Genomic DNA, 20,129 nt, shown 5'->3' with positions numbered 1-20,129 from the left:
GTAGATTTTCGGCATCTCATTAAAATTAGCAATTTAACAACTATTCTCATAATTATATAATCAGATAAAGCGGTTTCCGCACTTGATTTTAGAAATTTCAGCTGCTAAAAAGCCACGATTTCTCGTGACTTCTATTTTTAATCAATAATCTGTTCCATGCGTGTTTCTTGCGGTGTCATGCCTTGGCGTTCATAGAAACGAACTGCTGATTTATTAGCACTCCAGACATTCAACGTTAAGTTGTAACAACCAATCTCTTTGGCATACTGCAAGGCAAACTGATATAACTGCTCACCGATTTTTTGCCCACGCGCAGCTTCATCCACACACAAATCATCAATAAAAAGTGTCTTTTGCGGCACTTTTGGCGCTGACGATTGCTCGATAACGGTAAACATATGCCCAAGAACTTGTCCCTCTTCGTCTTCATAGACAAAAATCGGACGATTATCATCAGCAATCAGCTCAGCTAATTGGGCTTCCGTATATTTGACACCCTTTTCTTGGAACAAATCAGGTCTAACCTTGTGGTGCACCAAGAGAACTTGCTCTAGTAAATCAATCAGTTTTGAAATATCACTTTCTTTTGCTCGTCTAATCGTCATATCAGTCTCTCCTTCTTACAACTTGCCATCCCATTCTGCGTAGAATTCTTTTAAGAATTCTTCCAAAACAGCGTGGCGGTGCTCAGCCATTTTTCTAGCGTGGCTTGTGTTCATCAAGTCTTTAAGTTTAAGCAGTTTCTCGTAAAAATGCATGATTGCTGTGTCCTTGCCATTACGATACTCCTCAGCAGTCAAATGTTCACGGGCAGTCATGCTGGGGTCATGAATCGGACGACCCTTGCTGCCTGAATAAGCCATGCAACGCGCAATACCAATCGCACCAATAGCATCCAAACGGTCAGCATCTTGCACAACTTTTCCTTCTAAAGTTGCTGGAACACTGCTACCATCTCCTTTAAAAGACATGGTATTGATGATTTGAATAACATGTTCAACGTCTGCTTGAGAAAGTTGCCGCTCAACGAGCCAAGCTTTTAAATTAGCTAGAGCTTGCTTAGGATCATCATTTAACTTTTCATCAGCCATATCATGCACCAAAGCAGTCAACTGACAGATAAAGCTATCTGCTCCTTCTTTTTCGGCTAATTCACGCGCTGTATTTCTCACACGAACCGCATGCCACCAGTCATGACCACTAGCTTCTGCGTGTAATTTATCATAAACAAGCTTTTCAGCCCTTTGTAAAATATCATTTTTATCAGTCATAAAATGATTATATCATAAAAGCAGGACAAATTTGCCCTGCTAAAAAATAGGAAGATGTTTAAAGAAAATGTTCTATTAGTATTCTAATGCTCCTGGCCACGCTGATGTGCCGCCATCAACATTTACCACTTTATAGCCTTGGTCATCTAGAAAAAAGCAGACTTGTTCTGAACGGGCACCACTTTGGCAAATGATATGATATGTTTTATCTTTATCAAGTGCTTGGTAGCCAGATACAAATTCACTCAAAGGAAGGTTAACTGCTGTTGGGACGTGTCCCATGGCAAACTCCATTCGCTCACGGACATCGATAATGTTTAATGGCTGTTCCTTTAAAGCCTCTTGTAGTTGACTAGCTGAAATGTATTTAATCACGTTTAATCTCCTCTGGTTTTACAGTACTATAAAGGTGGTATGCCCCATCAAGGTTTTTCACTTTAAAACCGTTTTGCTTCAAGATACGTTCGCCAATGTAAGAACGAAGACCGCTGTGACAGCTAATAATGTATTCCTTGTTAGGGTCTAACTCAGACAAACGGTCACGCAAACTATCTAGTGGTATGTTAATACCATTTGCAATATAACCTCTAGCAACTTCTGCTTCAGTACGGACATCAAGAAAGACCTTGCCTTTGGCTAATTCGTCAGCCAAATCATACCATTGAATATTTTCACTAACGCCTTCAATGACATTAAGTGCAGCATATCCTGCCATATTAACTGGGTCTTTTGCTGCTCCAAATGGTGGCGCATAAGTAAATTCTAATTCTGGAAGATCTGCCACGGTCAAGCCTGCTTTAATGGCTGTCGCTAAAACATCGATACGTTTATCAACACCTTTTTGACCAACTGCTTGAGCTCCATAAATAACACCAGTTTTCTTATTGAAAATCAATTTCAAAACAACATCAGTTGCCCCTGGATAATAGCCAGCGTGATCTTTGTTATTCGTATGAACAACAGCAACATCATCAAAATGCTGACGAGCTATACGTTCACTTAGCCCTGTCGAAGCCGCTGCTAAATCAAAGACGCGCACAATAGCTGTTCCGATACTACCTTTATTCTGACGCGCAATGCCAGCAATATTATCAGCTACTTGACGACCTTGACGGTTCGCTGGACTGGCAAGAGAAATAAGCGCATCTTGACCAGTGATTTCTTGTTTAACAATAATAGCATCACCCACTGCGTAAATATCTGAGTTACTTGTTTGGTAGTTTTGGTTAACCAAAATACCGCCACGAAGGCCGAGCTCAAGACCAACTTCTTTAGCGAGACTTGATTCAGGTTGAACCCCAACAGACATAATAGTAATATCTGAAGTCAACTCACTACCGTCTTCCAAAATAATCACTTTTCCATTATCTTTGAAAGCTTTAGCGGATTGATTGGTATAAACTTTGATACCATTTTCTTCCAACTCTTGCTTAACAAAAGCAGACATTTCTTCATCAAGTGGCGGTAAGACATGCGGTGCCCTTTCAACGATGGTCACTTTCAAACCTTTTTTGACTAAGCTTTCTGCCATTTCTAGACCAATAAAGCCAGCACCGATAACCGTCGCATTTCCTGATTGCACATCAGACAAAGCTGCCATGATTTTATCCAAATCTGGAATATTGCGAAGCACAAAAACATTGTCTGCACTGTCTAGACCTTCCATTTGAGGGACAAATGGTTTGGCACCTGGTGATAGGATTAATTTATCATATGATTCTGTGTAGACCTTATCATCATGACGAACGGTGATTTCTTTCTTGTCCGCATCAACTGATAAGACCTCTGATTCTGGACGTACATCAATGTTAAAGCGTGCTTTCAATCGCTCAGGTGTCTGAACTAGTAAATTGCTACGCTCTGCAATTTCTCCAGAAACGTGGAAAGGTAAGCCACAGTTAGCAAATGAAACGTATGGTCCTTTATCAAAAACAATAATTTCAGCATCTTCCATCAAACGGCGAAGACGTGTCGCAGCTGACATGCCCCCAGCGACACCACCGACAATCAAAATTTTACTCATTTGTTACCTCCAATTGTTTTTCCTTGCCAAGCAAGCATGCCACCTTTAACTGAAATGGCATCATAACCTTTCTTTTTCAAGAGTTTCGCAGCGCGTTTGCTACGTGCTCCTGAATGACAGATTAGGTAAACAGGACTTTCTTTTTTACCCTCGTAGGTATGAATTCTATCAAGCGGGAAAAGTCGTGCTCCCTTAATATGCCCCCCAGTGTATTCTTGAGCTGTTCGAACATCTAGTAAAACCGTAGACTTGTCCTGCATAACAGCTTCTAGTTCACTTGTCGTAATTGTTCTCACTGACTGAGAAAATAGTTTTTTAAGAAAAATAAGCTTTTTCTCCTTTCTATCGAATACCCCTATAGGTATGATAAAATAATATCATAGCTACTTTTATCCTGTCAACAAAAAGGTCTTAGGTTTGACAAATATACCTACCACCGGTATAATAAAATCAAAGGAGGCCTCATGAAAACAGATAAAAAAGATATTATCAACCGTTTAAAACGTGCCGAAGGCCAACTTCGGGGCATTCAAAAAATGATTGACGAAGACCAAGAATGTATTGATATCGTGACACAACTAACTGCTGTTCGTTCAAGTATCAATCGTACCATTGGTATTGTCATTGGCAATAAAATCAATCAAGTCATCGAAGAGCCCGTAGCAGATCCTAAACAGCAAGAAGAAAACCTTGCTAAAGCTATTGATTTGATTATTAAAAAGTAGAGATTGACTGAAAAAGCAATCTCTACTTTTTTAATTTTAACTTTCAAACTTCTTTTTCTTGATGCGAATTCCTTAAAAAGGTGATATACTAGCATTTGAGAAAGCGATTTTAAAATTAGTAAGGAGTCCATATGACTAAGAAAGAAATGGTAAGCTTCCTATTAGATTACCTAATTATGGAGAATCCGCAATTTAAAGCCATCGATGTTCCAGATGACTTACCTGGACAAGAAACTCTCTTGCGTGCTCTTCTTAATGTCAGACCGCCAATGGCTGTCTCAACGCGTTTTTTAATCATGCAAAATGATTACCTTCAATTAAAAAAAGCTGAACGGGTGGTCGTTTTTTTAAATCATTTACAACCACTTGCGACAGACGACCGCTTGTATGTCTGGAAAGGTGATATTTCACGACTTCAAGTCGATGCTATCGTCAATACGGCTAATCGCCAAATGCTAGGTTGCTTTCAACCGCTTCACGAATGCACTGACAATACCATTCATACTTATGCCGGTGTTCAACTGCGTCTGGAATGCTATAATCTTATGAAAGACCAAGGGCACGACGAACCAGAAGGTAGTGCAAAAATCACTCCTGGTTACAACCTTCCAGCAAAATTCATTCTTCACACCGTTGGTCCTGCCATCAACGAGCACTTAACAGAGTCTGATGCTGATTTGCTTGCACAAAGTTACCTTTCTTGCCTAACCCTAGCAGAAAAAAATCAACTCGAATCTGTTGCCCTATCATCCCTAGCAACTAATCATGACAAACACTTTATCAACGAAGATGCTGCTAGAATCGCTGTAAACACTGTTAAAGCATTTCTAGATCAAAGTCAGTATGTCAAAAAAATCATTTTCAATGTTGACCAAGACGATGAAGCAGCTATTTATCACGAATTGTTGCATTAAACAACTCAAAAGGAACTGGATAATCCAGTTCCTTTTTTAGTTTTATCATACTAATTTGTAATTTTTCCAAGTGCCTTTGCGGTAGCGTATTTCATAAATAATACCTTTAACAATCCAATCTAAGAACATAGCTACCCAAGTTCCAAGCATTCCCATACCAAAATTGACCGATAAAAAATAGGCACATACCACGCGAACTAAAAGCATTGAAGCGATACCGATAACCATCGGGAAATTTGCATCTCCCGCACTACGAAAGACTACAGGCAAGACATAACCTGAATTCCAGAAAATACTCACTAAAATCCCATGAGCAAGCACAATAATCCAAACATAATGTGTCGCTTGGTCTGACAAATCATAAATCATCATCAAAAAAGGCATTAAAGCTACAACAATAACTGAAAAAAGAGCATTTGCAGCATGGATGATGCGACTAACTTTTCGCTTGTAAAACTCAGCCTGCTCATAGTCGCCAGCACCAACACATTTTGAAATGATAACAGCTAAACCAAGGACAATTGAAATACCTGGCAAACCTTGAAACATGATAATCGTTCCACCAACTGAGTTAGCTGCAATCGCTGCTGTCCCAAACAAAGAAACAACAGACAAGACAATCAAGCGTCCAAGGAAAAACATGCCATTTTCAAAACCAAATGGTAGTCCAATACCAAGGACTTTTTTAATCATTTGCCAGTCAACTTTTTCTTTCAAGAAGTTTCCTAAGGTCAAATCTGACTTGATATGATGCGCAAACCACAGAATTAACAGCATGGCACCAACGCGAGAAAGAAGGATTGGAACAGCCACTCCTTCAACGCCCCAACCGCAACCATAAATCAAGCTAACACCCATGACAATATTCAAGCCATTCATCACCAGCATGATATTCATCGGCAAGCGTGATTTATTTAAGGTTCTGAAAATCGCTGCGCCCGAATTGTAAAGAGCGATAAACGGTGTTGAGAGTGCGACGATATTAAAATAACGATCGGCTTGCGCGTGAACTTCAGGCGTGATTGACCCAAACAGGTGACTCAAAATAAAAGGTTTGATTACAAAAATCAAAAGCGTAATCGCTAAGCTAAAGTACAAAGTGAACTTCACCAACTGATTGACTGCTTTATTAGCATTTTTGCTATCGCGGTCACCAAGATATTGCCCAGCAACAATCCCTCCACCAGTCGCAAAAGCCGCAAAAATACTGATAAAGAGTGCCATCAAGAATTCAACCAAGGATACACCTGACACCGCTGCTTCACCAACCCTTGAAACCATGATGGAAGCAATTAAACCGACCAAAAATTCCAAACCCTGCTCGATAATTAATGGAATAAATAATTTAGCTAAATCACGATTACTAAAAAAGTAATCCTTTTTCATAGCCCTATCCGAAAAGCTGTCCATTCTTTCCTCCTATTCTGATAACTACTAATAATATTACACCTTGGAGTCTACTCAAAGTCAAGAACTTTTTTAATTTTTCTGGAATTTTAATGATAAAAACAACCAAACTAAAGTGTTTAGTTGCTTTGTGTTATTTTTTAGGCATCATTTTCTTCGCTTTGGCTGAATAATCTGTTACCACGACTTTTATCACGGCTACAGGCTTGGTCATTTTCTCGGTAAATTCAAATCTTTTTCCAGTTTGATGTTGCATTAATTGATTTAAAGCGTGTGCTTTTTCATCATGTTTTTCTAAAAGTTCTGCTTTTCCGCGTCCAATATACGATGTAAAGAAGGCACCATACTTACATGGAATTTCATGATTGTAATCAGGTATCACTTCACCTTCAATTTGAATACAAACTTTTGGATTTTGAGCAATCAAATCAAGTTTATGTCCTTGCCTTGCTCCATGCATGTAAAAAATAAATTGATCCTTTTCTTCATCGTATTCATAGCCATAATGAAGAGGAACCACATAAGGAAACTCTTTATCAAAAAGACCTAAATGTAAAATCATATTTTTCTCAACGATTGCCTGAATTTCTGCTAAATCAGTCACTTCTCGGTCACGGCGTCTCATCTCTGGCATAAATATACCACCAATCCTTTTTTAAACATTATAACAAAAATGTAAGTTTTTTCTGTAGCTAAATATAATTTTCACTATTTTTTCAATCTATATTGCATAGCTATTTTCAATATGTTAAACTAATATCGTTTTGCTAACATTAAAATGTTTAGAATTTCACATATAGGAGTTTTTATGAAGCAAGAAAGTTATTTTGATGGTAGTTTGCTAAGTTATGTTGGCCACCGTATCATCGCTAGTCTGATTACTATTTGTACCCTAGGCATTTGTGCGCCTTGGGGGATTTGTATCATGATTAATTGGAAAGTCAAACACACTGTCATCGACGGTCACCGTTTGTACTTTGATGGTACAGCTACACAACTCTTTGGCAATTGGATCAAATGGTTAATTCTAACAATCATTACACTAGGTATTTACTCATTCTGGCTTAACATCAAGTTGGAACAATGGATTACCAAACACACACATCATTTAAATTAATAAAGAATACACGTGCAAAAACTGAACCACGTAAAAAGCTGATAGGAGAATTAAAAGCATGAAAAAATGGTTTTTAGGTTTCATTGCCATTATTTGTTTAGTTTTAGTTGGATGTTCTAAAAAGACTGATGAAAAAACGTATTACGATGATAAATTTATGTCATCTCTTGCAAAAGGTTTAGAGTCAAGATGGGCTTACACAGATAGCTGCGACGATGAATCAAAAGAATTCTACACTACTGCTATCAAAAAAGAACTTGACGAAATCGGTGAATATAGCAATCTCTCATTCAAAGATAGTAAATTACAAGAAGAAGCTATTGCTTATATCAACTCATTAAAAGAATGTAATAAAGTTGCTCAAACATTCGGAGCAGATTCATTTTATGAAAAATGGTTTGATGCTTATGATAACAGAACTGAAGTTTTAAATAAAATTAACAAAATCAAAAAGATAAAAGTTTCAAAAGCTAATCAAAAGAATTTAGATGAACTCTTAGCTTCTGGTAAAGAAGTTCAAAACAATAATAATGCAAAAGAACAAGTTCTTAATCTAATTAACTCTTTGTCATTTGCTAAAAACGAAGAAGATTCTTTCGAAGAGTATGCAGAATACACTGCTACTGTAACTAACAACACAGAATTTACAATTGAAGACTTAAGCGTGGTAGCAAAATTAAAAAATGATCAAGGCGTAGTTGTTGATGAAGAATATTTATCTCTTAACAACTGGACACCTAGCGAAACTCGTCAAGTTGAATTTGGGACTGATAAAACATTCTCAACAATTGAATATAGCATTGATTACATTGAAATAAAAGATAATTAAAACTATCCAAAACCCCAGCTAGCATTTTTTTCTAGCTGGGGTTATTTCTTTCCTCACTCCACGATTGCTCCCGCAATTTCTTGTGGGGTGATATTAGTGAAATATTGTGTAGTCTCTATGGTTCGGAGTTTGTCTAAGACGTCTTGGTATTCGTAGCGAAGGCCAATGAGTTCTTCTTCAATATCTGAAACGTCTTTGATGCCAAAAAAGTCACCATAAATTTTAAGACCTGTTATCACAGATTTTTCGACTTTCACATAACTTGTCAGCTTACCTGCTGGGTAGCGGATTGAACGTTTGATGGTGTAGTCTGGTGATTTGCCGTAAGTCCAATCCCAAGTGCCAAATTGCTCACCAGCAAGTTTCTCAATCTCAGTCAGTTCCTCATCAGAAAAGACGTACTCGGTCATATCTGGATAAGATGCTTTCATTTTGTCTAATAATCTCTCTGAAAACTCTTGAACTGTGATTTTCTCTGGTAATTCATCCAAAATATTGGTCACACGCGCACGCACTGATTTAACACCTTTTGACTCGATTTTATCTTTTGAAACCTGCAGGGCATTACCAAGAACAGTCATGTCCACGTCAAAAAGCAGGCAACCATGATGCATCATGCGACCTTTGTAATAAGCTTGTGCATTACCACAAAACTTTTTGCCATCTATTTCAAGGTCATTTCTTCCAGTGAAGGACGCTGTCACACCAAGATCAGCAATGGTTTCAATGACAGGTTGTGAGAAGGTCTTAAAATCAAAGGCACCTTCTTGGGTTTTATTAGAAATAATGGTGTAGTTCAAATTATTAAGATCATGGTATACTGCTCCGCCACCTGACAAACGGCGAACGACATGAATCCTGTGTTCATCAGTGTAAGCCTTGTTAATCTCTTCAATTGCATTCTGGTGTTTTCCAATCACAATGGTCGGCTCATTTATCCAGAGAATAAAAAGCTCATCTTCGTCTCGCAATTCACGAAAAGCGTAAGCTTCCAAGGCAATATTGTAAAAGGGATTGTGGGACTTGTTAACGATGTATTTCATCTGAAAGCTCCTTCATTTTTCATTAGGCTTAGTATATCAGAATCAAATCCCACCGTCTCTTAATTTGCTCATTAATTCTCCCAAGCTTTTCTAAGGCGTCTGACACAATCTGGGATGTCTTCCAAATCAATCTTACTAAATCCAAGAAAGAGGCTTTCCTGCGGACAAGCCGCTTTTTCTTGCCAAAATTGCATAGTATCATAAACTCGGACACCTTCTTTTTCAGCACGTTTAATGACATCACACTGATTGATTTTATCTGGAAAAGTCACCAGAAAATATTGTCCACTAACATTTGAAGATAGTTTAATTGGAGCCTTAAATTGCTCGAATTCCTTTTCAAATGCTTCATAACGTTTTTTGAAGACGTGATTCATTTTGCGAACCAAGCGGTCGTAATCACCACTCGATAGGATATTGGCTAGAGCAATCTGATTTAAGAGATTAACCGTGCTATTGTAAAGCTTGAATTGTTCTAAAAAACTCTCAGTGAATTGTTCTGGCAAAACCATATAACCCATACGAAAAGACGGTGAAAGGATTTTTGAAAAAGTCCCCAGATAAATCACACGACCCAGATAGTCAATTGATTTCAAGGCTGGGATGGGACGTTGGTAATAACGGAGCTCGCTGTCATAGTCATCCTCAAGAATAAAAGAATTGTGCGCTTCAGCAAAACTCAAGAGTTCACGACGTCTAGAAATCGGCATAATCATACCAAGCGGAAATTGGTGAGAGGGTGTGGTATAAATCATTTCAATTTCAGCACTTTCAGCCACTTGCGTCAATTCTAAGCCCTTGTCATCAACGTCAGCAGTTATGATAGGATAGTGATTTTTTTTAAAGATTTCACGCGCCTTAGGATAACTCGGGTCTTCCATCAGAACACTTCTTTTCGTGTTCCCCAAAAACTGGCAAATATAATCCAAAGATTGTTGAAGCCCGCTAGTGATAATGATTTGGTCTGGGTGACATTTTACCCCTCGAATACGCTCCAGATAACGACTGATTTCCTTTCTCAGTTTGTACTCTCCCTGAAAAGGCTGCAAGGTTGACAATTGCTCTGCTTTATCTAGCTCATCAAGGGCATTTTGATAATGTTTTTTCCAAACTTTCTTGGGAAATAGATTACTCGTATGGCTGCTGTTGGTCAAATCGTAAACAATGTGGTCGTCATCAGACTTGGCTTCAGTTTTTGAAATGGGCTCGGTCAAAGTTCTTTCTGACTGAAAAGCCTTTGGCATTTTTAAAACGTAAAAGCCTGCATTTTGACGGCTCTCGATATACCCTTCTAGGGTCAGCTGCATGTAAGCTCGGTCAACCGTATTTCGACTGACGCTTAGCATTTTTGCTAGGGTTCGTGTTCCTAACAGTTTCTCATCAGGCGCTAAATAGCCCTGCAAAATATCTGATTTTATCTGCTGGTAAATCTGCTGGTACAGGGGACTACTCCCTGCACTGCGATTAAGATGTATCATATTTCCTCCAAAGTGGCACCTAAAAATTTTTAAATACTGGTACTTTTTATTATACCACGTATCCTTTACAATTTAGACTGAGGTGAAAAAATGAAGCAAAATCGTACAAATGATAGCAAATATATTTTCTTAATTTTTCTAGCTATCTGTTTTTTAGCAACTGGTGGCATCTTTGTTAAACTCAGTCCCTTACCACCAATCAACACTGGATTTTACCGTGTTTTATTTTCCATCCCCATGCTGATGCCTTTTCTCAAGAAGTCTGAGTTACAGGCTTTAAACCGCAAACAAATCGCAACAATCGTTTTAGCGGGAGCATTTTTAGCGGGTGATTTAACTTTATGGAATAGCTCATTTTCGTATACTAGTGTGGCTAATGCCAATCTTTTGGTGAATCTTACCCCATTCACTGTTATTCCAGTCAGTTATTTCCTATTCAAAGAAAAAATGACACCTAAATTTTTGTTTGGCGGTCTCGTTACACTTATTGGTGTGCTGGTTCTCATGGCAAATAAAGTGAGTATGTCTCCAGACCGTCTGCTTGGAGATTCACTGAGTCTTGGCTCATCTGTCTTTTACGCCATGTTTATGATTACAGTTTACAAATTGCGCGATTCGGTAACATCAACCATCATTATGTTTATCAGTGCTTTTGGAACTCTACTGGTACTAGCTACTGTGATTTTCTTTACCGAAGGCTTTTATGTGCCACAGAATTTTGGTGAGCTTTGGCCACTTTTGGCACTAGCTCTCGTCTCTCAAATTTTAGGGCAAGGCTTATTAGCTTATTGTTTGGGAAAAGTGAATGCTTGCCTATCATCCTTAATTACCCTATCTCAGCCAGTCGTTGCCGCATTATACGCTTGGGTAATTTTTAACGAGAACTTAAATCTGCAAACTGTCATCGCCATTTTAATTACATTGACAGGTGTTTACCTTGCTAAAACACAAACATCAACTAACATCGCACAAGAAAAAGCTTAGTCTTTTTAATTGTTACATTCAAAACAGAAACATCCTCAAAACTTAATTCACACTTCAATTTTCATGCTCAACTAAAAAGGATTGCAGTAAACACTTAATTGTGACTGCAATCCCTTTTTTATTTGTGAAAAATTCACATATAAAGAGCATGAGAATACTATCTCATACTCCTTTTAATCTATACTAACTGGTAAGAACTTGTTGAATCATAGCACAAATAAATACCAAATTTATCAGTAAATAAACCTGAAGAAATCTAATTTCACCTGGGAAAAGTAACGGAAACTCTTGTGTATTTCCTTTTTTTCGATAATATTTTGAAAAAAAGATACTGATTTCACCAATTAACACAGAAATAATAAAGAATACATAAAGAAATATTCTATTGTCATAACCATCAGGTATACCATTATTGAAATGCACCACAATTATCTCAGGTGAGAATAAAAATAGAGCCGTTGCAAAGACAAATACTAAAAAATAAAGCAACCTAACATATAAAGAAAATTTGTTCATGTTACACTTCCAATAAACTAGTTAATTTCATAATGTCTAATTTCTTAAAAAGTATACAACTTAAAAATAATTTTTCAAGTGTTAACATTCATAGCACATGTCAAACTATTTCTTCGGTGGATTGTGAATGGCTTGTCCGATGGTGTCTAGAAAAGCTTCGTACATGTTTTCTGAGAAAGTCGGGTGCCCATGGATAGCTTGGGCCACGTCATCAACGGTCAACTCATTTTCCATGATGGTTGCTGCTTCGTTGATGAGCTCTGCAGCTGCTGGTCCAATGATATGAACCCCCAAGATTTCATGGTACTTGCTATCTGCAATGACTTTGACAAATCCTTGAGCTTCATTTGAAGCGATAGCGCGTCCATTACCAGAAAAACTTGATTTGCCAATCAAAATATCACCGTATTGCTTGCGCGCAGCTTCTTCGGTCAATCCGACCATGGCAACTTCTGGATGCGTATAAACTGCTGCGGGAGTGTACTTGAGTTTTGCTTTGCGATGATTACCAGAAAGAGCATTCTCAGCAGCCACTTCTCCCATGCGGTAAGCAGCGTGCGCCAGCATTTTCTGACCGTTGACGTCGCCTGGGGCATAGATGCCTGGTATTGACGTCTCTTGATAATCGTTAACTTTGATACGATTGCCGTCCATCTCTAAGTCGAGATTTTCAAGACCTTTCATCTGTGGCACACGTCCAATAGATAGCAGAGCTTTATCAGCTTGGATGGTCTCACCATTTGATAATTTCAAGCTTAAGTAACTTGTCTCATCAATGATTTCGCTCACCCCAACATTTGTCTTAATGGTCATGCCTTTTTTCGTCAAGATGTTTTGCAATTCTTGTGAGATTTCTTTGTCCATTGCTGGAATAATGCGGTCAGCCATTTCGATAACAGTCACCTCAACGCCGTAAGATGCCCAAACCAAACCAAGCTCGATTCCAACAACGCCACCACCCATGACAACAAGAGATTTCGGCATCTCACGTAAATCAAGAATCTCATCAGATGTCAAAACACGTGGCGAATCAATGCCAGGAATATTGATACGTGACACTTTGGAACCTGTAGCAAGAATAATTTTGCGCCCTTTGATGACTTCAGAACCGATAAGGACTGTTTTATCAGGATTGACTTTGGCAAGTCCATTAAAAATGGTTACTTTATTGGCTTTTAGAAGTGAACGGACACCGCCAGTTAGCGTTTTTACAACCGTATTTTTAAAATCAACGGTCTTGTCCATGTCAATACTGTAATTCGTTGAGGCAAGATTAATGCCTCGGCCTGCAGCAATTTTAAGGCCGTCTAAAATTTCAGCATTCTTGAGATAAGTCTTAGTTGGGATACAACCAACATTCAAGCAAGTCCCACCGAATTCTGATTTTTCAACGATAGCAACCTTAGCCCCTAACTGTGCTCCGCGAATGGCGGCATAGTAACCCGCAGGGCCACCACCAACGACAATCAAGTCATATTCATCTGCCACTAAATCAGCTGCGCTAAAAACTCCAGCTTTAGCAGAAACAGCATCTGGTACTTCAAGACCTGCAGACTCAAGTTGACTAGCAGCTTCCTTGAGACTGACCTCTTCAGCAATCACTTTCCCTTCTGCTCCGATATATCCAATCACTTCAGTCACTGGCACCACATCACCATCTGGGTGCACAATTTTCAAAAGCACACCAGAGTCGTCAGCTTCGATTTCCATGTTAGTTTTGTCGGACATGATTTCAAGAAGAATATCACCTTCGTTCACTACATCGCCTTCAGAGAATTTCCACTCGAGAATCTCACCTTCTTGCATGTCCACACCAAGCTTTGGCATGATAATTTCTACTGCCATAAATTTCCTTTCTTATCTTTTTAATCTCAAATCAATAGTTCCAAAGGATTTTCCAGCAACGCTTTTAAATCCAACATAAATTTAGCGCCATTCATCCCGTCGACCAAACGGTGATCAATGGTCAAGCTAAGTCCCATAATTGGACGAATCACTACCTGTCCATCAATGGCAACCGGCGTGTCAACAGTCGCTGAAATTCCTAAAATAGCAGAGTTTGGCTGATTAATAATTGGGTTAAAGGACTTAACCCCAAACATCCCTAAGTTTGTGATAGAGAAAGTTGACCCAGACATATCAGCTGCTTTTAATTTGCCAGCTTGCGCTTTTTGAATCACATCTTTTGAGGCAACCACAAAATCAGACAAGGTCATCTTATCAGCTCCATGAACAACTGGAACCACCAAACCATCTGGCAAGCCCACGGCAATACCCAGATTGACAAAATGATGCAGCTCAATAGCTTTCGCGTCATTAATCAAAGAGGCATTTAAATAACGATGCTCCTCTTTCATCAAGATCTTCGTAACCGCAAGGCCAATCAAATCAGTTACAGTCACCTTGTAGCCCGTTTTTGCCATGATTGGCTCTATCAACTGCTTACGAAGCGCCAAAAGATTCGTCATATCAATGTCATAATCAAGCGTGAAAGTTGGAGCTGTAAAGTAAGACTTCGACATGCCTTTTGAAATCGCCTGACGCATGCCAGACATTTTAATCACTTCGATACCATCTGGCACACTGTGAACCTCCTCACTACTCTCACTCTTATCGGCACCTGCTTTAGCAAGGACATCATCTTTAGTAATCTTGCCACTAGCACCAGTTCCAGCGATACCAGAAAGCTCAAGGCCCATATCTGCCGCAATCTTACGAGCAAGCGGCGTCACGCGCACCTTAGCAAACTTCGCCACGTCATCTTTATGAATACGTCCATTTTCACCAGTCCCACTAACCTCATCAAGCGCGATTCCACGCTCTGCGGCTAGCTTTCTTGCTGCTGGTGTAGCACGTATCTTACCTTTTTGAAAAATAGCTGACGCATCAGACGGTTGAGAGAAATCAGCTGATGCTTCCTGAACAGGCTCTAACTGTTCAGCCTGCCCTTCTCCCACCAAATCATCAACGTTTTCCCCTGCTGCTCCGACATAGCCAATCACTTCAGTCACTGGCACCACGTCACCAGCTGGGTGCACGATTTTCAGTAGAACACCTGAGTTTTCAGCTTCGATTTCCATATTAGTTTTGTCGGACATGATTTCAAGGAGAATGTCACCTTCGTTCACAACATCGCCTTCGGAAAATTTCCACTCGAGAATTTCTCCCTCTTGCATGTCAACGCCAAGTTTTGGCATGATAATCTCATTTGCCACAGAAAGCACCTCCTTTTAATTCGCGCGCCCGTTTCGAGTCATCTTATAAATAGCTGCTTTAATCTTTTCGACATCAGGTAGGATAGCTTGTTCCAAAACACTGGCATAAGGCACTGGTACATCTTCACTCGCCAAACGCACAATTGGATAATCAAGATAATCAAAAGCTTCGCTTTCTGTAACCTGCGCAGCTATTTCTCCAATAAACCCACCCGTTTTATAAGCGTCATTGACTAACATCAACTTACCCGTTTTCTTAACCGAGTTGACAATCAAATCCTTATCAAGCGGAATGAGGGTGCGAGGGTCAACCACTTCAACGCTAATGCCGTCAGCAGCCACTTCATCAGCAGCTTTAAGAACACGCTCCAACATGCGACCATAAGTCACAATCGTCAAATCAGTTCCTTCACGTTTAACGTCTCCCTTACCAAGAGGAATGTAAGCATCACTATCTAGAAAAACCTCTTCTTTCTTGCCATACAAAGCTTTTGGCTCCATGAAAATGACAATATTGTTATCTCGAATGGCTGATTTTAAAAGACCTTTGGCGTCATTTGCAGTTCCAGGTGCCACCACTTTAATGCCTGGAATATGCGTCAACCAAGCCTCCAAAGATTGCGAGTGCTGAGCCGCTGAACCGATTCCTGAACCTGATGCTACCCGAAAAGTGACCGGCGTTTTCAACCCACCACCAAACATGTAATTGTTTTTAGCACCATTGTTGACAATGGCATCCATCATAATGGTGATAAAATCCATGAAAGTCACGTCAACAATCGGACGAAGACCTGTAATAGCAGCTCCAATTGCACTCCCAGCAATAGCCGCTTCTGAAATTGGAGTGTCTCTGACACGTTCTGAACCAAATTCTTCAAACATTCCTACAGACGTGCCAAAATCTCCGCCGTAAATTCCGACATCTTCTCCCATGAGAAAAATGGACTCATCTTTTCGCATTTCTTCTGTCATGGCAAGATTGATTGCCTCGCGCAAGGCCATTTGTTTTGTTTCAGTCATTATTTTTCTCCTCTATTAATGAAAGGCTGCTTAGTCTACCCAGACATCTTCAAAAGCGACTGACAAATCTGGTGCAGGACTATTTTTAGCAAATTCATAAGCCTCATCGACTTCTTTCACCACTTGAGCATCAATAGCATCAAGTTCGGCAATACTTGCTAGCTCATGTTCCGTCAAATAAGTACGGAATTTGACAAGCGGATCTTTTTTCTTCCACTCATCCACCTCTTCTTTGCTACGATATTTTCCAGCATCAGCTGTTGAATGCCCGAACCAACGGTAAGATTCTACCTCAACAATCGCAGGGCCATTACCAGAACGCACATGTTCCACTGCCTTGCCCATTGTCTCGTAAACTGCTAAAACATCATTGCCATCCTCACAATAAAATCCTGGAATACCATAAGCTTCTGCGCGTGTATAAAGGTGAGGTGTATTTGTCGCACGCTTGATATTCATCGAAATTCCGTAGCGATTATTGATGATATAAAAAATCACTGGGAGTTTCCAAGTAGCTGCTAAGTTGACCGATTCATGAAAAGAGCCTTCGTTGGTTGCCCCGTCGCCAGAAAAAGCCACAACGATATTGCCAGTTTTTTGATAATCTTGGGTAATCGCTGCGCCAACAGCAAGGGCATATCCACCACCAACAATCCCATTCGTGCCGTAATTGCCTTTTTCAAAATCAGCCAAGTGCATGGAACCACCGCGACCTTTTGACACACCCGTTGCTTTTCCAGCAAGCTCGGCCATCATTTTATTCAAATCCATATCTTTGGCAATGCTTTGTCCATGCCCACGGTGATTTGAAAAAATAATATCATCGTAAGATAAATGAGCAATCGCTCCAACACTAGCCGCCTCTTCTCCAACAGAAAAGTGTGTCATTCCTTGGACAAAGCCACGACGGACTAGCTTATTAATTCGCATATCAAATTCACGAATACGCTGCATCTTCAGATACATTTCCATATATAGTTCTCGAGACAAAGTCATCTTTTGCCCTCCAATTATCTTTTTCGTAGTCCATTCATCATATGATAATATCCAGCAAATCACAAATTATTTAACCGCTTTTTTGCAAACGCTTCGAGGTAAATTAAAAAGACGCTAGCTACGCCTTGGATTAACAAGATTTCTAAAATTAGTCGGCCAATAAAAAAAGCAAGCGGCCGGGAAAACCACTTGCTTCGGAGTTATATGAAAAGTTTTTAGGATGATTATATTATATGATTTTCACTTTTATGCTGCATCCGTCTTAAGACCTATTTTTATTTTTTAAACATTTTTCTTTAAAAAGTTGACTTATCTCTAAAAAGCTTTACAATGATATCAGCAAAGAAAGAATCAGATGGGGGATTTGTTTTTGTTTCAACATTATAAAATTATTCAGCGCTTAATTCATATCCTATCAGCTCTTGTCTTTATCGTTTCGTGTGCCTGTATTTTTTGGCTATACCAACACGGCTATCTGACTAATCAGGAAAAAATCCAAGCACTAATTGGACAGGATAAAGTCTGGGGTGCACTCTTTTTCACCCTTTTTCAAATGATGCAAGTTGTCGTGCCAATCGTTCCAGCAAGTCTGACCATGATGCTTGCTGTCATGACTTTCCATCCTCTTGTTGGTGTTTTGACAAGTTGTATCGGAATTATTATCGGCACAATGATTTTATTTTTGCTAACACGTTGGTATGGAAAGCGTTTCTGCCTTCTCTTTATCAAAGAAAGTACACTGAAAAAATACGAAGATTTGATTGAAGGTCATAAATCCTTTACCGTGATTTTCATTATTTGTATGCTTCTACCTTTTGCCCCTGCAGACTTACTGGTTATGTTAGCAGCTCTCAGTAACATGCAGTTTAAAACCTTCGCTAGAATCATCGTCTGCTGCAAACCCATCTCAATTATCGGTCACATTTTACTGCTTTTTTATGGTGGTGAATGGGTCATTCATATCATCTAAGTTCTGGGAATTTTTCTTGGAACTTTTTGTTATTTTTATAGCGCAAACGTTTGCATTATTTAAACTTTCTGCTAAAATAAAAGAAAAAGTCTTTCTCTTTGAGGTACTCGATCATGACAAATGAAACTTTGATGCAATACTTTGAATGGTATTTACCAAATGACGGCAAGCACTGGAAACGTTTGGCAGCTGATGCTTCTCATCTTGCCCAAAAAGGTATCACCAAAATTTGGATGCCCCCTGCTTTTAAAGCGACGCATGATGGTGATGTGGGCTATGGCGTCTATGACCTTTTTGACCTAGGTGAATTTAACCAAAAAGGAACCGTTCGAACAAAATACGGAACAAAAGCTGACTACCTTGAAGCTATTTCAGCTCTTAAAAGTAATGGTATTGAGCCATTGGCTGATGTTATTTTAAATCACAAGGCTGCAGCTGACCACACTGAAACTTTTAAGGTTGTCGAGGTTGCTCCTGAAGATCGGACAAAAGTCCTCAGTCAGACTTTTGAAATTGAAGGGTGGACAAATTTTACCTTTGATGGTCGCCACCATGCCTACAACGATTTTGAATGGCATTGGTATCACTTTACTGGCACAGACTATGATGTCAAAACTGGCAAAACGGGCATTTTCCAAATTCAAGGAGACAATAAAGGCTGGGCAAACCAAGATTTAGTTGACGGTGAAAATGGGAATTACGACTACCTTATGTATGCCGACCTAGATTTCAAACATCCAGAAGTCATTAAAAATATCTACGATTGGGCTGATTGGTTTGTTGAAACAACTGGTGTTAAGGGATTTCGTTTAGACGCCATTAAGCACATCGATTCTTTCTTCATGGGAAACTTTATCCGTGATATGAAAGCCAAGTACGGCAATGATTTTTACGTTTTTGGTGAATTTTGGAACGGTGATGAAAAGTCAAATAATGATTACCTAGCAAGTACTGATTATCGATTTGATTTGGTCGATGTTCGTCTACACCAAAATCTCTTTGAAGCAAGTAAAGCCAAAGAAACTTATGATTTACGTCAGATTTTCGAGCAAACTTTAGTGAAAAATCATCCAGATTCTGCTGTTACTTTTGTTGATAATCATGATACCCAACGTGGTCAAGCACTGGAATCAACTATCGAAGAATGGTTTAAACCAGCAGCTTATGCCCTCATTTTACTTCGTCAAACTGGACTTCCTTGCATTTTCTACGGAGATTATTACGGCATTTCGGGACAATTTGCTCAGGAAAGCTTCCAAACTGTCGTTGATAAATTGCTTGAACTTAGAAAAAACGCCGTTTATGGTCAAGAACTAGATTACTTTGACCAAGCTAACTGTATAGGCTGGACTTGCCTTGGAGATGACAAACACCCTACTGCTCTTGCTGTTCTCATCAACAATAGTAAATCCACATCAAAGCGCATGTTTGTTGGAGAAAAATGGGGTGGTAAATTGTTCACTGATGCTCTTGGCAACCAAGCTGCGCATGTCCAAATCGATGAGCAAGGCTATGGCGATTTCCTAGTCGGTGAAAAATCAATCAGCACTTGGATACCACTAGCAAAATAATGATCTAAAAAAAGCGATTAGAAAATATTTCTAATCACTTTTTTGCATAT

Annotated in this window: 20 protein-coding genes and 2 pseudogenes; 7 read left to right on the top strand and 15 right to left on the bottom strand. The window is 39.3% G+C overall.

Annotated elements, in window-relative coordinates; all coding sequences use genetic code 11:
* Window positions 1–137: 137 nt before the first annotated feature.
* The 5 genes from GPZ88_RS08705 to GPZ88_RS08685 all read right to left on the bottom strand — a co-directional run bounded on the left by GPZ88_RS08705 (window position 138) and on the right by GPZ88_RS08685 (window position 3,590).
* Window positions 138–605, bottom strand: coding sequence for a GNAT family N-acetyltransferase (locus tag GPZ88_RS08705; RefSeq protein ID WP_157628983.1), 468 nt, complete (start codon window positions 603–605; stop codon window positions 138–140).
* 15 nt (window positions 606–620) lie between these two features.
* Window positions 621–1,271, bottom strand: coding sequence for an HD domain-containing protein (locus GPZ88_RS08700; RefSeq protein ID WP_166044104.1), 651 nt, complete (start codon window positions 1,269–1,271; stop codon window positions 621–623).
* 75 nt (window positions 1,272–1,346) lie between these two features.
* Window positions 1,347–1,646 (bottom strand): rhodanese-like domain-containing protein, encoded by a 300-nt coding sequence (locus GPZ88_RS08695; protein ID WP_166044102.1) that lies wholly within the window; start codon window positions 1,644–1,646, stop codon window positions 1,347–1,349.
* The gene (locus GPZ88_RS08690) at window positions 1,639–3,294 is read right to left on the bottom strand and encodes an FAD-dependent oxidoreductase (protein WP_166044100.1); all 1,656 of its coding nucleotides are present in this window, start codon (window positions 3,292–3,294) and stop codon (window positions 1,639–1,641) included. Before GPZ88_RS08690 ends, GPZ88_RS08695 begins: the two co-directional genes overlap by 8 nt.
* A complete protein-coding gene (locus GPZ88_RS08685; protein ID WP_166044098.1) occupies window positions 3,291–3,590 on the bottom strand; it encodes a rhodanese-like domain-containing protein in 300 nt (99 codons plus the stop codon). The genes GPZ88_RS08690 and GPZ88_RS08685 overlap by 4 nt, the downstream gene beginning before the upstream one ends.
* 168 nt (window positions 3,591–3,758) lie before the next feature.
* On the opposite strand from GPZ88_RS08685, the gene GPZ88_RS08680 reads away from it, so the two are divergent.
* A complete protein-coding gene (locus GPZ88_RS08680; protein WP_006532083.1) occupies window positions 3,759–4,019 on the top strand; it encodes a metal-sensitive transcriptional regulator in 261 nt (86 codons plus the stop codon).
* Between the two features lie 131 nt (window positions 4,020–4,150).
* The gene (locus GPZ88_RS08675) at window positions 4,151–4,933 is read left to right on the top strand and encodes a protein-ADP-ribose hydrolase (protein WP_074868748.1); all 783 of its coding nucleotides are present in this window, start codon (window positions 4,151–4,153) and stop codon (window positions 4,931–4,933) included.
* A 45-nt stretch (window positions 4,934–4,978) separates the two neighbouring features.
* Here GPZ88_RS08675 and GPZ88_RS08670 read toward each other — a convergent pair whose 3' ends face one another.
* Window positions 4,979–6,343 carry an MATE family efflux transporter gene (locus GPZ88_RS08670; RefSeq protein WP_166044096.1) on the bottom strand — a complete coding sequence of 455 codons (1,365 nt, stop codon included), beginning with the start codon at window positions 6,341–6,343 and terminating at the stop codon, window positions 4,979–4,981.
* A gap of 130 nt (window positions 6,344–6,473) precedes the next feature.
* On the bottom strand, window positions 6,474–6,974 hold the full coding sequence (locus tag GPZ88_RS08665; protein ID WP_166044094.1) for a pyridoxamine 5'-phosphate oxidase family protein: 501 nt from the start codon (window positions 6,972–6,974) through the stop codon (window positions 6,474–6,476).
* A 174-nt stretch (window positions 6,975–7,148) separates the two neighbouring features.
* On the opposite strand from GPZ88_RS08665, the gene GPZ88_RS08660 reads away from it, so the two are divergent.
* On the top strand, window positions 7,149–7,457 hold the full coding sequence (locus GPZ88_RS08660; protein WP_166044092.1) for a DUF898 family protein: 309 nt from the start codon (window positions 7,149–7,151) through the stop codon (window positions 7,455–7,457).
* Between the two features lie 58 nt (window positions 7,458–7,515).
* A complete protein-coding gene (locus GPZ88_RS08655; protein ID WP_166044090.1) occupies window positions 7,516–8,286 on the top strand; it encodes an FxLYD domain-containing protein in 771 nt (256 codons plus the stop codon).
* 53 nt (window positions 8,287–8,339) lie between these two features.
* Here GPZ88_RS08655 and GPZ88_RS08650 read toward each other — a convergent pair whose 3' ends face one another.
* Together GPZ88_RS08650 and pdxR are read right to left on the bottom strand one after the other, a co-directional pair.
* Window positions 8,340–9,329 carry a lipoate--protein ligase gene (locus GPZ88_RS08650; RefSeq protein ID WP_166044088.1) on the bottom strand — a complete coding sequence of 330 codons (990 nt, stop codon included), beginning with the start codon at window positions 9,327–9,329 and terminating at the stop codon, window positions 8,340–8,342.
* Window positions 9,330–9,400: 71 nt separating this feature from the next.
* Window positions 9,401–10,807 carry a MocR-like pyridoxine biosynthesis transcription factor PdxR gene (gene pdxR / locus GPZ88_RS08645; protein WP_166044086.1) on the bottom strand — a complete coding sequence of 469 codons (1,407 nt, stop codon included), beginning with the start codon at window positions 10,805–10,807 and terminating at the stop codon, window positions 9,401–9,403.
* A 90-nt stretch (window positions 10,808–10,897) separates the two neighbouring features.
* On the opposite strand from pdxR, the gene GPZ88_RS08640 reads away from it, so the two are divergent.
* Entirely contained in the window at window positions 10,898–11,791 is an 894-nt protein-coding gene (locus GPZ88_RS08640) for a DMT family transporter (RefSeq protein WP_039696939.1), read from the top strand.
* 183 nt (window positions 11,792–11,974) lie between these two features.
* Here GPZ88_RS08640 and GPZ88_RS08635 read toward each other — a convergent pair whose 3' ends face one another.
* The 6 genes and pseudogenes from GPZ88_RS08635 to GPZ88_RS08615 all read right to left on the bottom strand — a co-directional run bounded on the left by GPZ88_RS08635 (window position 11,975) and on the right by GPZ88_RS08615 (window position 17,538).
* Window positions 11,975–12,307, bottom strand: coding sequence for a DUF1648 domain-containing protein (locus GPZ88_RS08635; RefSeq protein WP_157628967.1), 333 nt, complete (start codon window positions 12,305–12,307; stop codon window positions 11,975–11,977).
* Between the two features lie 105 nt (window positions 12,308–12,412).
* Complete coding sequence (gene lpdA, locus GPZ88_RS08630; RefSeq protein WP_166044084.1) at window positions 12,413–14,152, bottom strand: dihydrolipoyl dehydrogenase; 1,740 nt, start codon at window positions 14,150–14,152, stop codon at window positions 12,413–12,415.
* A 26-nt stretch (window positions 14,153–14,178) separates the two neighbouring features.
* Window positions 14,179–15,171: pseudogene (locus GPZ88_RS08625) on the bottom strand (dihydrolipoamide acetyltransferase); the annotation flags it as partial.
* 192 nt (window positions 15,172–15,363) lie between these two features.
* Window positions 15,364–15,483 (bottom strand): annotated as a pseudogene (locus tag GPZ88_RS10455) (biotin/lipoyl-containing protein); the annotation flags it as partial.
* Window positions 15,484–15,537: 54 nt separating this feature from the next.
* Window positions 15,538–16,542, bottom strand: coding sequence for an alpha-ketoacid dehydrogenase subunit beta (locus tag GPZ88_RS08620; RefSeq protein WP_166044080.1), 1,005 nt, complete (start codon window positions 16,540–16,542; stop codon window positions 15,538–15,540).
* A 30-nt stretch (window positions 16,543–16,572) separates the two neighbouring features.
* The gene (locus GPZ88_RS08615) at window positions 16,573–17,538 is read right to left on the bottom strand and encodes a thiamine pyrophosphate-dependent dehydrogenase E1 component subunit alpha (RefSeq protein ID WP_039696949.1); all 966 of its coding nucleotides are present in this window, start codon (window positions 17,536–17,538) and stop codon (window positions 16,573–16,575) included.
* Window positions 17,539–17,908: 370 nt separating this feature from the next.
* On the opposite strand from GPZ88_RS08615, the gene GPZ88_RS08610 reads away from it, so the two are divergent.
* Both GPZ88_RS08610 and GPZ88_RS08605 read left to right on the top strand, forming a co-directional pair.
* Window positions 17,909–18,508 carry a TVP38/TMEM64 family protein gene (locus GPZ88_RS08610; RefSeq protein ID WP_240915083.1) on the top strand — a complete coding sequence of 200 codons (600 nt, stop codon included), beginning with the start codon at window positions 17,909–17,911 and terminating at the stop codon, window positions 18,506–18,508.
* A gap of 113 nt (window positions 18,509–18,621) precedes the next feature.
* Entirely contained in the window at window positions 18,622–20,079 is a 1,458-nt protein-coding gene (locus GPZ88_RS08605; RefSeq protein WP_166044076.1) for an alpha-amylase, read from the top strand.
* Window positions 20,080–20,129: the final 50 nt, after the last annotated feature.

The sequence above is a fragment of the Streptococcus ruminicola genome, from assembly GCF_011387195.1.
GTDB lineage: Bacteria > Bacillota > Bacilli > Lactobacillales > Streptococcaceae > Streptococcus > Streptococcus ruminicola.
The sequence above is the reverse complement of the archived record's forward strand: the minus strand, read 5'-3'. Positions and strand labels throughout refer to the sequence as shown.

What these genes read in the sequence shown, in the direction of transcription:
- GPZ88_RS08655 (WP_166044090.1), top strand. Translation starts at nt 7,516, where the DNA reads ATGAAAAAATGGTTTTTAGGTTTCATTGCCATTATTTGTTTAGTTTTA.
- GPZ88_RS08705 (WP_157628983.1), bottom strand. Translation starts at nt 605, where the DNA reads ATGACGATTAGACGAGCAAAAGAAAGTGATATTTCAAAACTGATTGAT.
- GPZ88_RS08635 (WP_157628967.1), bottom strand. Translation starts at nt 12,307, where the DNA reads ATGAACAAATTTTCTTTATATGTTAGGTTGCTTTATTTTTTAGTATTT.
- GPZ88_RS08670 (WP_166044096.1), bottom strand. Translation starts at nt 6,343, where the DNA reads ATGGACAGCTTTTCGGATAGGGCTATGAAAAAGGATTACTTTTTTAGT.
- GPZ88_RS08680 (WP_006532083.1), top strand. Translation starts at nt 3,759, where the DNA reads ATGAAAACAGATAAAAAAGATATTATCAACCGTTTAAAACGTGCCGAA.
- GPZ88_RS08700 (WP_166044104.1), bottom strand. Translation starts at nt 1,271, where the DNA reads ATGACTGATAAAAATGATATTTTACAAAGGGCTGAAAAGCTTGTTTAT.
- GPZ88_RS08605 (WP_166044076.1), top strand. Translation starts at nt 18,622, where the DNA reads ATGACAAATGAAACTTTGATGCAATACTTTGAATGGTATTTACCAAAT.
- GPZ88_RS08660 (WP_166044092.1), top strand. Translation starts at nt 7,149, where the DNA reads ATGAAGCAAGAAAGTTATTTTGATGGTAGTTTGCTAAGTTATGTTGGC.
- GPZ88_RS08650 (WP_166044088.1), bottom strand. Translation starts at nt 9,329, where the DNA reads ATGAAATACATCGTTAACAAGTCCCACAATCCCTTTTACAATATTGCC.
- GPZ88_RS08675 (WP_074868748.1), top strand. Translation starts at nt 4,151, where the DNA reads ATGACTAAGAAAGAAATGGTAAGCTTCCTATTAGATTACCTAATTATG.
- pdxR (WP_166044086.1), bottom strand. Translation starts at nt 10,807, where the DNA reads ATGATACATCTTAATCGCAGTGCAGGGAGTAGTCCCCTGTACCAGCAG.
- GPZ88_RS08665 (WP_166044094.1), bottom strand. Translation starts at nt 6,974, where the DNA reads ATGCCAGAGATGAGACGCCGTGACCGAGAAGTGACTGATTTAGCAGAA.
- lpdA (WP_166044084.1), bottom strand. Translation starts at nt 14,152, where the DNA reads ATGGCAGTAGAAATTATCATGCCAAAGCTTGGTGTGGACATGCAAGAA.
- GPZ88_RS08690 (WP_166044100.1), bottom strand. Translation starts at nt 3,294, where the DNA reads ATGAGTAAAATTTTGATTGTCGGTGGTGTCGCTGGGGGCATGTCAGCT.
- GPZ88_RS08640 (WP_039696939.1), top strand. Translation starts at nt 10,898, where the DNA reads ATGAAGCAAAATCGTACAAATGATAGCAAATATATTTTCTTAATTTTT.
- GPZ88_RS08620 (WP_166044080.1), bottom strand. Translation starts at nt 16,542, where the DNA reads ATGACTGAAACAAAACAAATGGCCTTGCGCGAGGCAATCAATCTTGCC.
- GPZ88_RS08615 (WP_039696949.1), bottom strand. Translation starts at nt 17,538, where the DNA reads ATGACTTTGTCTCGAGAACTATATATGGAAATGTATCTGAAGATGCAG.